This window comes from Mesorhizobium sp. USDA 4775 (genome assembly GCF_054062655.1).
This window is the reverse complement of sequence record NZ_JBSSFM010000001.1, coordinates 5,511,856-5,525,669: the sequence shown is the minus strand read 5'-3', so window position 1 is coordinate 5,525,669 and position 13,814 is coordinate 5,511,856. Positions and strand designations below refer to the sequence as shown.

At 63.3% G+C, this 13,814-nt stretch carries 10 protein-coding genes and 1 pseudogene; 3 read left to right on the top strand and 8 right to left on the bottom strand.

Annotated elements, in window-relative coordinates:
* Positions 1-58 precede the first annotated feature (58 nt).
* Complete coding sequence (locus ACVILI_RS27015) at positions 59-457, bottom strand: c-type cytochrome (protein WP_051726851.1); 399 nt, start codon at positions 455-457, stop codon at positions 59-61.
* Between the two features lie 607 nt (positions 458-1,064).
* Entirely contained in the window at positions 1,065-1,499 is a 435-nt protein-coding gene (locus tag ACVILI_RS27010; protein WP_019859818.1) for a hypothetical protein, read from the bottom strand.
* Between the two features lie 533 nt (positions 1,500-2,032).
* On the opposite strand from ACVILI_RS27010, the gene ACVILI_RS27005 reads away from it, so the two are divergent.
* Both ACVILI_RS27005 and ACVILI_RS27000 read left to right on the top strand, forming a co-directional pair.
* Positions 2,033-3,133 carry an OmpA family protein gene (locus tag ACVILI_RS27005; RefSeq protein ID WP_038648651.1) on the top strand — a complete coding sequence of 367 codons (1,101 nt, stop codon included), beginning with the start codon at positions 2,033-2,035 and terminating at the stop codon, positions 3,131-3,133.
* 7 nt (positions 3,134-3,140) lie between these two features.
* On the top strand, positions 3,141-4,379 hold the full coding sequence (locus tag ACVILI_RS27000) for a caspase family protein (protein WP_080643787.1): 1,239 nt from the start codon (positions 3,141-3,143) through the stop codon (positions 4,377-4,379).
* Between the two features lie 53 nt (positions 4,380-4,432).
* Here the strand turns inward: ACVILI_RS27000 and ACVILI_RS26995 are convergent, their stop codons facing one another.
* Positions 4,433-4,969: a DUF6931 family protein gene (locus tag ACVILI_RS26995; protein ID WP_156315148.1), complete on the bottom strand. Its 537-nt coding sequence runs from the start codon at positions 4,967-4,969 to the stop codon at positions 4,433-4,435.
* Between the two features lie 212 nt (positions 4,970-5,181).
* Here ACVILI_RS26995 and ACVILI_RS26990 point away from each other — a divergent pair, with 212 nt between their 5' ends.
* Positions 5,182-5,685 carry an OmpA family protein gene (locus tag ACVILI_RS26990; RefSeq protein WP_019859816.1) on the top strand — a complete coding sequence of 168 codons (504 nt, stop codon included), beginning with the start codon at positions 5,182-5,184 and terminating at the stop codon, positions 5,683-5,685.
* 84 nt (positions 5,686-5,769) lie between these two features.
* Here the strand turns inward: ACVILI_RS26990 and ACVILI_RS26985 are convergent, their stop codons facing one another.
* From ACVILI_RS26985 to ACVILI_RS26965, 5 genes and pseudogenes are all read right to left on the bottom strand, one after another.
* Positions 5,770-7,095 carry a caspase family protein gene (locus ACVILI_RS26985; protein ID WP_038648648.1) on the bottom strand — a complete coding sequence of 442 codons (1,326 nt, stop codon included), beginning with the start codon at positions 7,093-7,095 and terminating at the stop codon, positions 5,770-5,772.
* 270 nt (positions 7,096-7,365) lie between these two features.
* Positions 7,366-9,798, bottom strand: coding sequence for a M23 family metallopeptidase (locus tag ACVILI_RS26980; protein WP_038648645.1), 2,433 nt, complete (start codon positions 9,796-9,798; stop codon positions 7,366-7,368).
* Positions 9,795-10,295: a DUF1036 domain-containing protein gene (locus tag ACVILI_RS26975; RefSeq protein ID WP_019859812.1), complete on the bottom strand. Its 501-nt coding sequence runs from the start codon at positions 10,293-10,295 to the stop codon at positions 9,795-9,797. The genes ACVILI_RS26980 and ACVILI_RS26975 overlap by 4 nt, the downstream gene beginning before the upstream one ends.
* 12 nt (positions 10,296-10,307) lie before the next feature.
* Positions 10,308-12,936: pseudogene (locus ACVILI_RS26970) on the bottom strand (protein kinase domain-containing protein).
* Positions 12,933-13,712, bottom strand: a complete 780-nt coding sequence (locus ACVILI_RS26965) for a PP2C family protein-serine/threonine phosphatase (RefSeq protein WP_032921227.1) — start codon at positions 13,710-13,712, stop codon at positions 12,933-12,935. Before ACVILI_RS26965 ends, ACVILI_RS26970 begins: the two are co-directional and overlap by 4 nt.
* Between the last annotated feature and the right edge of the window lie 102 nt (positions 13,713-13,814).

The window sequence follows — 13,814 nt, the reverse complement described above, 5'->3', positions numbered from 1 at the left end:
GCCTGTCGCCTTGACTTTGGTTGCCTTATCCTTCGAGTCGCCAGCTCCGCGTGCCGGGCTAGCGCTGGAGCGTCTTGACGTAACCGGCGAGGTTTTGAATCCGTTCCGTGGTCACGGCCTCCCCACCGTAGGGACCGTATTTCTTCACGTCGTCAGGCAGGAACTGATTGCCCCAGACCGGCATGTCGCGCTCGCCATGCTCCGGAACGAGGCCGCGGCCGTCGATTGTCGCGTAGACCCGCCAGTAGGGGAACTCCCCGCCATTGCGCCTCGTGAGCGTGGTCAAATTCGCAGGGCGCTTCCGCAACAATTCAGCCATCGGTCCGTCACCCCTGCCGTCCACGCCGTGGCAAACGGCGCAGGAATTCAGATATTCCTGCTCTCCGTTGCTGATCTGCTGTGCCGCCGCGGCGCTCAGCGTCAACGCGAAGAAACCCATCGTCGTCCGGAATCTCATTTGATCCGCCTCCAGCCTTTGGGTCAGGCTAAGGCGTTCCGCGCGCGCAGACGTTGATCGGGATCAATCTCGAGTAGGCCTTGCCGTGTTGCTATTGGTCATTCCTCGTCTAACTGGCCCGATGGCTGGGCGCTGCGCCCGGATCGAAGATCCGCAGAAACGATGGCTTTACCTCGCGGCTCGTGCCGGACACAGCCTCCCTTACGTTCTCGTCATCACGTTACCATTGAGCGGGTGGTACGCCGCCTCCCGGCTGGCGAGAAACGGGCGCGATCCAAAAGTATCTGCGCCTTCAGGATAACTGGGCTGAAGCCTTTCGATCTTTCGGCTGAGAATTGCGCTTGATTGACAGTGGCGAGGTCCAGCTTGGCCGCCGCTGTCCCGCCGCAAGTGAGGGCAAGTGCCGCAGCCGCGACGAGAAGGAGCCTGACCATCGATGCACTCCACCAGAACCAGTTCGTACGACGCAGCAAGGCCGATATGGTTCACCGGCCCCACTCTAGGACCTGCTCCGCAAAACCCCGCAAGCCAGCGAGCGCCGCCTCGCCAGCTGGCAATTTGCAGCTGAGGCGGCGGCGCGGGTCTTCGCTGGCCTAACGTTTGGCACTCAACCGTGCGCCATTAAACTTCTCAGCCATGCCAGAACCTTGCTGCCTCCAAGCGTCCTGCGCACCCTGCCGGCCGCCCAGTCGGCCCGCATCGTGGCACCGGCGTGGCAACTGCAGACGATGTCGTGCAACTGCCAGTCGGACAGTTCGAAGAAGCGCTTGGCTTCGCCGTAAGTGTCCGATTTCAGGCCCGATTGACGCAGCAATGAATCATCGAAGGCAACCGTGATCGGCGACCCGGTTGCCCGTGCCTCTTCGCGGAGCCCGGAGTTAAGATGCTCGGTACCGGTGAGCGCGGTCAGGCAGCGCGACGGATTCATTTCGAGCAGTTCCGCCCACCGTTCGATCCGCTGCTCTCTGGTCATCAGCAGGGCCGGCGCCATCGGATTGATGTCGGCGATCGACTGCAGTTCCTCAAGTGTCTGATGTTTCATGACTAGCTCCTGTTCTTAGTTTTGTTCTTAGCTTTCAGCGGCGTCCGCAGCCTGTCGTCTTCGTCTTCAGCTCGACGTCCAAGAGCTCGCGGCTAAGAGATCATGGGCGCAAGCCGCTCGGGTTGCTCAAGCGACCTTCAGCCGACAGCACGCAGCGGCATATAAAGCGAAAGAACCGTCATCGATCTCTAATGTTCCAACGGCAGGGACAGATTTCGTGCAGCCGGCCGCACAATGGCTCAAGCCGGGACAGATCGGCGGTGTGAAGCGTGTGCGCGGGGACGAGGAGGCGCGCCACGCATCGCTTCAGGACTTCACGGAAGGGCCAGAAAAAGCCCTGCAACAAAACCTAGTTTCAGCGGCTCCTTTGTATGGAGGAACCCATGTGGCCGACATTCGATAATGGGGATGAGCGCACGGCAGGTTGACGTTATGTGTCGAGGCCGACTCGAACCGCTCGCCAAGCAAGGGCAAGTGCTCTATGCTCCCATCTCCTGCGGTATCGAGATAGGTTGTCCTGGCGGGGGCGTTCCATGTTCGAAGTCGTCGCATTCTATCGAAAAGTGCGCGCGAAGGCCGCAGCCTTCAGCTTGGTCCTTGCCGCGCTGTTGGGCTTGCTGTTGCTCGAACCGCACGCCGCCAACGCCGCGCCGAACTGGACGCTCGATCCTGACGCCTCGGTGCTCACATATCAGTCGGTCAAGAAGAACACGATCGTCGAGACCAACAAGATCAGGAATATCACCGGCACGCTGAGTTCCGCCGGTGACGCCAAGGTCAGCTTCGATCTCAATTCCGTCGACACGGGCGTCGACCTGCGCAATGTGCGCATGCGCTTCCTGTTCTTCGAAACATTCAAATATCCGACGGCCGAGCTGACGGCGAAGGTCGACCCGGCCGCATTTGCCGACTTGCCGGCCAAACGCCGGATCAAGGCAAGCTTGCCGTTCCGGCTGAGCCTGCACGGCGTCGATAAGGATCTGGAGGCGAGCGTCGTCGTAACCATGATCAGCGACACTCAGGTTTCTGTCGCCTCAGAGGCTCCCGTCGCGGTGCATGTCGAGGATTTCGGCCTGCTGCCGAACGTCGACAAGCTGCAGCAGGCCGCCAATGTGACGAACATCGTGCCCACCGCCTCGGTGTCCTTCGACTTCGTCTTTGTCGCCGACGGCAGCAAGCCGGCAGCGGTGCAGACGGTCGCTGCCGGCACAACCGGTGTCGGTCCCGTGGCCACCGACGCCGCGAAGGTCAATTTCAGCGACGAGGAATGCCTCAACCGGTTTGCCGTGTTGTCGCGCACCGGCGCCATCTACTTTCGCCCGGCCAGTGCCCGGCTCGATGCCAAGAGCCGTCCGCTGCTCACCGAAGTTGAAGGTGTCGTCGGCAAATGCCCGACCTTGAAGGTGGAGGTCTCCGGCTACACGGACTCGGACGGCTCGCCCGAGGCCAACAAGGCACTCTCCGAACGGCGCGCGCAGGCGGTTGCCGATGCGCTGGTCGCCGGTGGCGTGCCGCGTCAGCAGATCAGTGCCGCCGGCCATGGCGAGGAGAGCCCGGTTGCCGCCAATGACACGCCGAAGAACAAGGCGCTCAACCGGCGGATCGAATTCTCCGCCACGAAGCTTGCGAACTGAGGTCGGGGTGGGTTCCCGTACAATCGCGTACTGCGCCGCCTTGCTTCACGGCGCCGGCCTTGTCGCGCTCGTCCTGCTTTTGACTTTGACGGCCGCCAGTGCCGAGCGCCGTATCGCGCTGGTGCTCGGCAACTCGCAATATCAGCATGCCGCGCCGCTCGCCAATCCTGCACGCGATGCCCAGGCGATGGCCGATCGCCTGCAGAACCTTGGTTTCGAGGTGGTCTCCGGCTTCGACCTCACCAAGCAGCAGACACAGACCACGGTCGCCCAGTTCGCCAAGCAGGTGCGCGGCGCCGATGTGGCGCTGTTCTTCTATGCCGGCCATGGCCTGCAGGTTTCAGGCAAGAACTATCTGCTTCCGGTGGATGCCGCGCTCGAGGACGAGACCTCGCTCGACTTTGAGGCCGTGTCGGTCGATTTCATCTTGCGCCAGATGTCTCGCGAGACAAGCATAAGGCTGGTGTTTCTGGACGCATGCCGGGACAATCCTCTGGCCGATGTGCTGGCAAAGACCGCCGGCATCAAGGGTGCAAGCAGCGGCCTTGCGGAAATTCCGATCGAGAATGGCGGCGCCGGAACGCTCGTCGCCTTCGCCGCCAGTCCCAACCAACTCGCCTATGACGGGTCCGGCGACCACTCGCCCTTCACGACGGCATTGCTTCAGCACATTGGGGAATCCAATGTCTCCATCACCGAAGCGATGAACAGAGTGACCAGCGACGTCTTCAAGGCGACCGCCGGCAAGCAACGCCCCTGGATCAATGTCTCTTTGACCACCGAGGTCGTCCTGCACAAGGTCGATCTCAACGCGCCGTTGATCGTCGGCGAGGCGAGCACTCCGCAAGCTGAAGCCGGATCCGACACGCGCAACACCGGCGCTTCGCCAGGCCAGAACACCGACCAGCTTGCGCTTGATACGCTGCGTGCGAAAATCCCGAAGCTCGCTACCGACGGCCCTATCCTTTTCGATCGTCCCGTCAAGTTTGGCGACCCGGCGATCGACGGCAAGAGCATCGCCCAACTGATCAAGAGCGAACCGCTTTTCAGTCCGGTGGAAGGCCTCGACAAATCGGTCTGGGAAGGCAAGCACTGCGACAACTGCCATGAGTGGAATGAGGTCCGCCTTTGCGAGCAGGCGAAGAATTTCGCCGCCAACGACGTCTCGGTCCTGCGCCTGCAGCATCCGCTTGGTACGCGCTTCAAGGTCGCGCTGGCCAGATGGGCGCAAGGCGGCTGCAAATAATGCCGGCCTGAGGCCAGCAATGACGGGTGGCGCGTAGGGATCGGCGAATGCCGTTACGCCTCCATCTCCGCCATCTGGATGCCCATTTCAACAAAGGCCGAAAGCACGGAAAACCGGTCCGCCAGCGAGGCGCGGGCCAGCCCGGCCAGAATTCCGGCATTGACGGCATGAGCGGCAGGAAATCCGGTCGATACCATGTCGAGGGTCGGGTCGCGCCACACCGCTGCCAGAGCGATCCAGGCGGCCGGTGTTGCCGGCGGCAGGTCAAGGGAATTGCTCAGGACGGCTTGATGGTGGGGATTGTCAGGTTCGCCGACGCGGTCATGGACAAGCGCCAGCAATTCGAGATCCCGGTCCGCGAGGAGCTCGGCGAGATTGCTCAGGCACTCATGTCCCCACCAGACGGCGGCTCGCTCGGGCAGAAGGTAGGCACAGAACGTGACTGCTTCTTCCGGCACGCGCCCGGCAAGCAGGGCTCGGCAAAAATCAAGCGGCGGCTGGCCCGTGGCCAGCGATTTCATGTCCCTGGCGATGGCGGGACAAGCAAGAAACAGATCCCGTGCCGTTCTGTATCCGAGTTCATTGGCCATGGCTGCCACACCCCAAGAACCACCAGAACAGCACTCAAGCCTGTGGCCGAGCGCCGGTCAAGCGTCAGTCGTTGGCAGATGGCGGCCACGAGCGGCATGCGTTTGTTCACAGACAATCGCTTCCCGATTTGATATGATGCGCGCCAGCGAAATCCTCTTAGACAGGAGTGACGGTCATGCGATGGGGCAGTTCAGCCTTGGCATTGGCGGCCATGCTTCTTGCAACGCACGTCTTTGCCGATCCGCTTCAGAAATCAGAAGACATCGTCAAGTTCTTCGCCGGACAGTCCGGCAATCTGGGTGCCGCGCGCGGCATCTGCGTCGGCACCGAGGAAGAGTGCAAGAGCAAGGCCGAGAAGACTGGCTCAGCTGCACAAAAGACCGGTCTCGACATGATGATCAATTTCGCCCTTGATTCCGCGCAACTCGACCAGACGGCGCGCACCGAACTCGACGAGTTCGCCAAGGCGCTGAAGGACAATCGGCTGAGCACGTTCAGCTTTGTCGTTGAAGGTCATACCGATGCAACCGGCCCGGATCGCTACAACCAGGACCTGTCGCAGCGCAGGGCCCAGTCGGTGGCAGCTTTCCTCGAAGCGAACGGCGTTGAATCGGCGCGGCTCGAAGCGATCGGCCTGGGCAAGTCGCACCCGCGGGTCGCCAATCCTTACGATCCGGTCAACCGGCGCGTGGAAATGCGCATCAGGACCGAGTAAGCGGTCGCCGCCAGGCCGATCCGGCAACAGCGATAGCGGCAAAAGGGAACTCGTCCAACGCGGGTTCCCTTTGGCTGACTATGATCAATATCTCATCGCACCGCCGATCACGACGCCGCTGCCGAAAATCAGCGCCTTGGTCAGGAAGTCATTGTTGTCTCTCCGCGGCGGCTCGTCGCGCATCACAGTCTCCCTGTTGCGCCAGCGCTCGACGATCTGCTGTCTTCGCGGTTTCCGCTGCGCCATCGGTTTCAGCGTGCGGGTCTTGTGCACGACCTGTTTCTTCGGTGGTGCGGTGCGGACCTGGTCGGCGGCCGAGGTGCGAACGGCCGAGCCGGGATTCGCGTTCGCATCGTTCGTGTCGAGCGACGCGACCTGCTTGCCCGCCTCGGGGCCCTTCAACTGGTCGATGTCGAGCCTTGCCACCGTGGCGAAGCGGCCGCTTGGAAACTGGTCGAGATAGGCCTCGTAATAGGGAATAGCATTCTTTTTCGAAGCCTCGTCCCAAAGCCGCTGCTCAACCTGCCAGGACGGCGGATCGCTGGCGATCGGCGCGGGGGCGGGCGAGGCCGTCGTCCTGGCTGCATCGGCGATCGGCGCCCCCGCGGCCTGTGCCGACGGCTTGCCAAGGAAAACCTCGCGTCCCAGCGATGCGTTGTGCCATGGGCGCTGCCGGCCCTGCGTGGCTTCCGTCACGTCGCCGCGCACGCGCGTCAGCGCGCTCTGAATCTCGACACCGGGTTCGGTCAGGTGCTTGGCCAACGCCAGGGAGTAGGGGCTGTCGACGCCGTCGCCGTCGAAAGCGATAGCGCCGGGATCGGTTGCGTAGGCGATCAAGACACCGCCGGTGCCGACGCCGTCTGCCTTTGCATCCACCGGCGCGAGGCCGGCGCCAAGCGAGCGGCTCTTGGGCAGAGCCGCAGCCAGGGTACGACCCAGCGGATTGTCGCGGCAGGCATCGAGAATGATGATGCCAACGGCGGGATCGGCAGGCAGCGCCGCCATGAACTCGTCGATCTGAACCGTGCGGGTCTTGAGATAGGCGGGCGAGGTCAGGTCGGCATCGACCGGTATGAGATAGTTCTTGCCGTCGACCTGCATGCCGTGGCCGGCATAGAAGATGACCGCGAGGTCGGCGTTGTAGGATTCTTCGGTGAATTTGCTGATCAGGCCATGCATACCGGCATTGTCCTGGTCGACACCTTCGATCACGTCGAAGCCGGCGTTGCGCAACGTCGACGCAATCAGGTGGGCATCGTTCGCCGGGTTGGGCAAGGCAACGGCGTTGACATATTTGCTGTTGCCGATGACCAGCGCGACACGCTTGCTCTCGGCTGTTGCGGCCTGGACGCCGAAGGCGGCAAGGATGGAAAGGACAACTCCGCTCAAAAGGATGGCAAACAGTTTCATGGATCAGCCCTCCTGCCCATCGGGGCACGCTATGGATCTCTGCGCATGCTCAATTCGTCAGCGACGAAGTCGCTTCGGCCAAAAATGGCTCTCAGGCTTGTGTAGCCCCGACGACAGCTTAGGTTCACCGGATCCCCCGGCTTCCGCAGATATTTGTCGAAACCGATCGACCAGGCGATCGTGCCGCCTTTGAGCCGGGACGGCCACTAGAACCGTTCACCGTTTCACGGAAATGGTGAGCCGTTCTGTTCACACTTTTCCTGGAATTGCTCAGCCCGGCTCAAGCGTCTCTTGGATTGAATTGAGCAACGCGGTTATCGCCTGCTTGTATTTCTCGAACTCCGGCGACGTCTGCCGGAACTCGGTCGTGGTTGTCGCCGGCTGGCTCTGATCGGTCACCACGCGCGGCACTTTCTGCCCCATTTTCCGCTCGGCCCAATCGATGACGTAGCCGACGGTCTTGCCGGTCAGGAACGGGTTGGCCTGGATCACGGCTGCGCCCAGAACAGCGCTCAATTGCGACGAGCCGGACGCGGCCAGCACCTGGTGTGCCCCCTCCATGCCGAGGAAATGGCAAAGATACAGGCGACCGGCGGTTATCTGGTGGCCGCGGGCGCGCAGATAGGCCTCGCCTTCGCGCGCCAGGTTGCGCACCATTTCGCGTGACAGGGTCGCGTCATAGCGAAGCGCGAGCAGGTCGGCGGTCGAAAGCGATCGGGCAAGGTCGGGACGATAGGTGTTCATCATCCGGATCCAGGTCTTGGTGATGAACTGGCCGGCGCCGGTTGCCGACGAGTTGGGGTTCTTGGCGCGGGCGCTGCCGCCGCTTTCGACATGGACGATCCGGTCGGTCAGCGTCTCGACCGCGGAATCGCCGGGCCCGCCGGAACTGACGGAAACGGCGGTGGCGACGGTGGTGACGGTGGTGACTGTCCCGAGCGGGTCGATCGCCTCGCCGTTCTCGTAGAGCTCGAAATGCAGATGCGGGCCGGTCGAAAGCCCCGTGGTGCCGATATAGCCGATGACGTCGCCGGCCTTCACCTTGGTGCCGACACCGCTGGCGATGGCGAATTTTTGCATATGCGCGTAGCGCGTCTCGCGGCCGTTGGCATGCGTGATCTTCACCAGATTGCCGTAGCTGCCGCCATCGCCCTGGAAGGAAATCTCGCCGTCGAAGGCCGCCATGACCGGCGTCCCGACCGGAGCCGCCCAGTCGACACCCTTGTGGATCCGAACCGTGCCGAGGATCGGATGCTTGCGCGGGCCGAAGGTCGACGTCATCACCCCGGCGACCGGCGTGACCATGCCGTTGGTGACGTTCAGCGAGCGAACCTGATCATCGCCGGTCACGCAGGCATACTGGCCGTCACTTTGCTGGAAGACGAAGCAGTCGAGGTTCTTGTCCTTACCCAGGACGCCGACGTAAAGCACCCGTCCGGAGATATCGCCCTGGTCGCGCGGCGTCTGCGAGTAGATCATCACGAGGCGCTGGTCCTCGCTGGCGAAAGCGTCGAGATCCTGTCCCCTCGACAGATACATGATCGCTTCGCCGATCACGCTGGTCGGCACCTTGTTGCGCGCCGCGGTCGAGTAGATTGCGTCGAGCAGCCGGTACTGCCGTTTGGGTCCGCCCTGGTCGGAGGCACCCGAATAGTTGAAGAGGTCCTCGCGAACCCAGGGGTCGACGCCGGAAACGAAGGCGCCCGCTGCGTTGCGCGTCAGCGTGCCGACATAGACGTTCCTTGCGTAGACCGAGACCTGCATCAGCGACATGGTCGTCGTCTCGCGATTCGGCCGGAAGCCGCGCATGGCGACCACGAAACCGGCCTCGAGCCCGTCGCGCTTGAACAGCGCTTTCAGCGCCTCGCCCGCAAGCCTGGCGTCGTCCGCTGAGAAATGCGCGTCGAGCGCCACGCTATCCAGGCTGCGGTCGTTGAGGATTTTCACGAAAGTGTCCTCTGTCGCCGCGAAGCGCTGATATTCGCTGGTGACGGTCGCGACGGTGGTGTTGTTCTCGATCGCGGTTTTCTTGAAGGCGGGCAGCGCTGCCTCGCCCTGGTCGATGGTCTCCCCCCAGCCGGCCTCGGGGTCGTCTGCGTCGGCCTTGGGCGCCGAAACGGCGGGGGGCTCGCCCGCGTCCGGCGGCGCCTGCAGGTCGTTCGCCAGATCGCCCGGTTGGTCGTTGGGCGCCGCAGCAGGTGCGGGCGAGGTCGGTTGCTGATCGTCTGGTGCTGCGGTTGAAGGCTGCCGCTGCGCCTTGAAGAAGGCAAAATCCTCCTGCGTCGACGGGATCGTCGTCATGAACTTCTCGCTGGCGCTCAGCATCACGTCGGACAGAATCTCGATCTGCGGCGAGGCCCCGGAACTGTCGAGTTCGGCCGGGCGCGCCACCGTGTGGCCCTTCGTGGCGGTGTCCGCATCGGGCGCCAGCGTGATCCACATCGGATCACCGGCAAGGTCGATGATGGCCGGCACATAGACCGAGGCGTCGGGCGGCACGTCCTCCATGCCTTCGACGGGATGCAGTTCCTCATCCTCGTCGCCGAACGACCAGTTGTCCTTCGTAAGATAGAAGCCGGTGGCGATCGCGATGACGGTGAGCGTTGCAACGCCAGCAAGAACGCGGCGCCAGAGTTTGCGTCTGCGCTCGGCCAGGCGTGCCAGCTTCTTCTGTTTGAAGCTCGTGTCGATGCTGTGCGTCACGGGCTGTTTCCGGTCAGGAAATAGGTCCAGCGCACCTGCTCAAGCGTGTCGACCTCGACGAAACGCGCGGCGATATGACCGCGCTGCCAGCACTCCTCGATGCCACGGATGGAGAAGCGGCGCCGATCAACGCACATCTCGGTCGATCCGTTGAGGATCGCATGGCCGAACACGTCGGTCGCGTAGAGGTAGATGTAGCGGTTGGCCAGTTCCTCGCGGATGACGTTCACGCATTGGTTGGCGCCGATGGTCCACCAGCCATCGGTCTGGTCGGCATTGTCGACCTTCTGTCCGACGGCGAGGTTGACGACGTCGAGCGTCTGGTTGCAGACGGTGAATTCGGCATGCGCGCTTCTGGTCGAGAAGATAACGAGCAGCGCCGCGCCGAACAGCGCGGAAAATGCCAAGCGGTCGGAGAAGTCCGCCAATAATCGAAACCAGCTACGCTTTGTGCGTGACGAAGGCTGGCAAAATGAATGCGAGGGGCGAAGGTCCATCGGCGTTCATATCTATCCGCCGAGCTGGAAATATTTGGCGGTGGCGGAGAACTGCGGGCCGTCGGCGCCGATCTCCTCGAGGATCTTTGGCAAAAGCTCGGAGACCGGTGTCGGTCTCGAGAACATCGCGGCCTGAATGTCCTTTGGTCCGGTGATCACCAGCATGATCTGCGGCAGGGGTTTGCCGGCCGCCTTGTCGGCGGCGCCTAGACCGATCGGGATGTTGAAGGTCGCCTTGTCGGTCTGCGCCACGATGCGATCATCGAGGTTGAAGGCGATGCCCCTGTGGTCGATTAACATGACGTTGGAAACCAACCCGCCACGCGTTACCAGAGTGCCGCTGATCGGCGCGCCATCCGGCACCGATGTCCGGTCGAGAACGAGCCGCGGACTTTCCACACGGTTCCGGTCGAGGACGCGCAGGAAGTTGGTCACTTCACACTGGGGCTGTTCGATGAGACGGACATTGATGTCCGGCTCGAGATGGAACCTCGAGCGAAAATCATTGAGCATCTGCTCGAAGGGCTGCACGGCTGTTGCGAGGCCTTCGATGGCGGCGGAGCTGGCGGTTTGCGATGTCAGCGACGCATAGAAACAGTCGCCGCCGCTGAAGTCGCGCACCCATGAGGCGCGTTGCGCCGCCTCGTCGACCGGCTTCGCCGGCGGAACCGCCGGCTTTTGGCACATTGATCGCCACTTCGGTATTTTCGGGCCGTGTGGTTACCGGCGGCTGCGGTTGCTGGGACGGCTGCGCTGCCTGTGTCGGCTCTTGGGGCGAGGTTGGTGGCGTCAGCTCGCTGGCGGCCGGGGGCGGGGCCACCGGTTTAGCCGGCGGGCTGGTCGGCTGCGCCGGCAACCGGCTCTCCGAGGTCGGTGGCGAGGAAGCCTCCGGCTTGGCCAGCTTGGAAAGGATCTCGACCAGGTCCGTTGCGCTGGGTTCTGTCGCCGGCGGGTTTGCCTGCTGCGCCGGCTTGCTCTCTGCCTCCGCCTGGCTTGGCGTGGACGTCTTCGGTGGGTTAGCGGTCGGGTTTTGGGCAGGCTTGGTCTCGACCGGGGGCGCTTGCGCCTGACTGTTGGCCGTGGTTTCGGACGGCGCTGGCTTGCCGACGGGCGGCGCTACCGGCGCCTGCTCAGCGGGTTGCCGTGCTTCTGTTGCCGGCGGCACCTCGGGCCTGGTGGTCGGCATGGGGATTTCGGTAGGCTTGGCCGCCTCCGGTTTCTGCTGGCCCGTAGCGTCCGCCTGGTTCTCGGCCGGCACTGGGGTCTTCACCTGTGCATCCGGTAGGGCAGGTGGGTTCACCGTCTCGATAGTGGCGGCATTGTCGGGTTTTGAAGGCTCTGGCTGAGGCTGCATCGGCGGCTGAGGGTTCGATGCTTCCGGCTGCGGCGTTTGAGCCACCGGCTTGGGGGCTTCAACAACGGGTTTGGGCACCGGCTTCGGAGTCAACGGTTTGAGTTTCTCTTCGGCAGGCGGAGGCGCCAGGATGCCGCTGAAGTAAAGGCCGCCGCCCAACAGGACCGCCAGCGTCACGAGGCCGCCGGCGACAGCCGGCATCCGCGACAATTTTCGCGGCGCGGCCGGCATGGGCGTGCTGGCCGGCGCGGGCGCTGGCGCAGGCCGTGGTTGTGACAGATGCGCCGGTCGCACATGTTCAACAAAGTGCTTTTCGCCCGCGGACGTCGAAGGCTGCGGCCCGGTGTCGGACAGCGCCGTCCAGCCGGCGCGCGGCAAGCCCGCGCGGTCACGCGGACCATACGATGCCGGCGGCAATGTCACGTCGACATCCTCGCCACGCGTTGCCCTGGCGATCTCGGCCATGCTGGCAGGCCGATCCCGCGGATCCGGCTGCAGCATCGCGGCAATGAGCTCTTGGAAATCGGGGTCGATGTCAGACAGGTCCGGCACGGTCCGCCGTTTCTCGATCACCTCGTATTGCGAGCCGCTCATATCGAGCGGCTTTCCGCGCAATGCCGCGGCGAGCACCAGTCCGAGACTATAGATATCGGACTGCTCGCTGACCTCACCGCCATAGAGACCGAGCTGTTCGGGCGAGACGTAATTGTATTTGCCGGCGAACTTCCCGCCGATCAGCGTTTCACCGCCTGCGGTCGCCGACCGGGCTATGCCGAAATCGATGATCTTGGCGCTTTCCACCTGCCCGCCAGGCAGGATGATGTTGTCCGGCGAGAGGTCGCGGTGAACCGCGCCCGCCCGGTGCACGGCGGCGAGCCCCGACGTCAGGCGATGGCAAAGGCGCCGCACTTCTTCCGCCGGCATCGGTCCGCGACGCATCACGTCGAACAGCGACTGGCCGTCCACGAACTCCATCGCCAGATAGGGGCGGCCGATCCTCGGATCGATGGTGAAGACGTGATAGCGCACCACTGCGTCATGCGACAGGTGATTGAGGATCGACGCTTCCTTGCGGAACAGCGACAGGATCGTCTGATCGCGGGCGAATTCGGGCAATACGATCTTGATCGCCACATGGTCGCCGGTTTGGATGTTGTGGCCGCGATAGACCTCTCCCATGCCGCCGGAGGCGATCTTCTCGTCGAGTTCGTAAATGCCGCTGAGCTGCGTGCCGACGCCGGCATAGATGTCGTTCGTCGATATCCGGGTCTTGTCGTCGTCGCTCATCTCGCCAGGCTCTCCGCTCCGGACCGATCCGAATGGAGCGCACCGTTGCGTCCGCCGCCGATCTTCACGAGTACGATGGTCACATTGTCGGTTCCGCCGCGCGCCAGCACCGTCTCCAGCAGGCTCCGGCACGCCGCCTGCGGCGTTGCGGATATCACTGCGGCTTCGATCTCGGCGTCGCTGACATGCGCCGTCAGTCCGTCGGTGCTCAGGACGAAAACATCCCCCGGCATCAGCTCGCCCTGCTGGAAATCGATCTCGAGCTCATCGCTGACGCCGACGGCATGGGTGATGACATGGCGGCGCGGCCAGGTAAGCGCTTCCTCCGCGCTGATCATGCCGCGGTCCAGCAGTTCCTGGACCTCGGTGTGATCCTTCGAGACCTGAAAGATCACACCGTTGCGGACCAGATAGATGCGGCTGTCGCCGGCCCACAGGCCAGCGAAGCGTCCGTCCATTGCAAGCAAGGCCGCGAAGGTGGACCCGATGGTGATGCCGCGGGATCGCGAGATGTCGCGGATTTCGGAATTGGCGCGGCTCAGCCGGTCTTCGAAGCGCGCGCGAAGGTCCGGCGCCGAGCTTGCAATGCCGATCGTCGCCAGATGATCGACGATGCTGGCCGATGCGACCTCGCCGGCCTCGTGCCCGCCCATGCCATCGGCCACCACCCACAGGCCGGTCTGCGGCTCTATCAGGTAGTTGTCCTCATTGTGGTCGCGCACGCAGCCCTTATGGCTTACGCCGAAGCTTTCGATGGGAAGGGCGACAGAACTCAATTTGCCACCAAGCGCTTCGCGAGCGTCCTCTGTGACCAATCATGGGCGGCGTGCCCAGGCCACTTTGCCACAAGCGCATACGTTAGAGTACCGAAATGAGGG

What these genes read in the sequence shown, in the direction of transcription:
- ACVILI_RS27015 (WP_051726851.1), bottom strand. Translation starts at nt 457, where the DNA reads ATGAGATTCCGGACGACGATGGGTTTCTTCGCGTTGACGCTGAGCGCC.
- ACVILI_RS27010 (WP_019859818.1), bottom strand. Translation starts at nt 1,499, where the DNA reads ATGAAACATCAGACACTTGAGGAACTGCAGTCGATCGCCGACATCAAT.
- ACVILI_RS27005 (WP_038648651.1), top strand. Translation starts at nt 2,033, where the DNA reads ATGTTCGAAGTCGTCGCATTCTATCGAAAAGTGCGCGCGAAGGCCGCA.
- ACVILI_RS26995 (WP_156315148.1), bottom strand. Translation starts at nt 4,969, where the DNA reads ATGGCCAATGAACTCGGATACAGAACGGCACGGGATCTGTTTCTTGCT.
- ACVILI_RS26990 (WP_019859816.1), top strand. Translation starts at nt 5,182, where the DNA reads ATGCTTCTTGCAACGCACGTCTTTGCCGATCCGCTTCAGAAATCAGAA.
- ACVILI_RS26985 (WP_038648648.1), bottom strand. Translation starts at nt 7,095, where the DNA reads ATGAAACTGTTTGCCATCCTTTTGAGCGGAGTTGTCCTTTCCATCCTT.
- ACVILI_RS26975 (WP_019859812.1), bottom strand. Translation starts at nt 10,295, where the DNA reads ATGGACCTTCGCCCCTCGCATTCATTTTGCCAGCCTTCGTCACGCACA.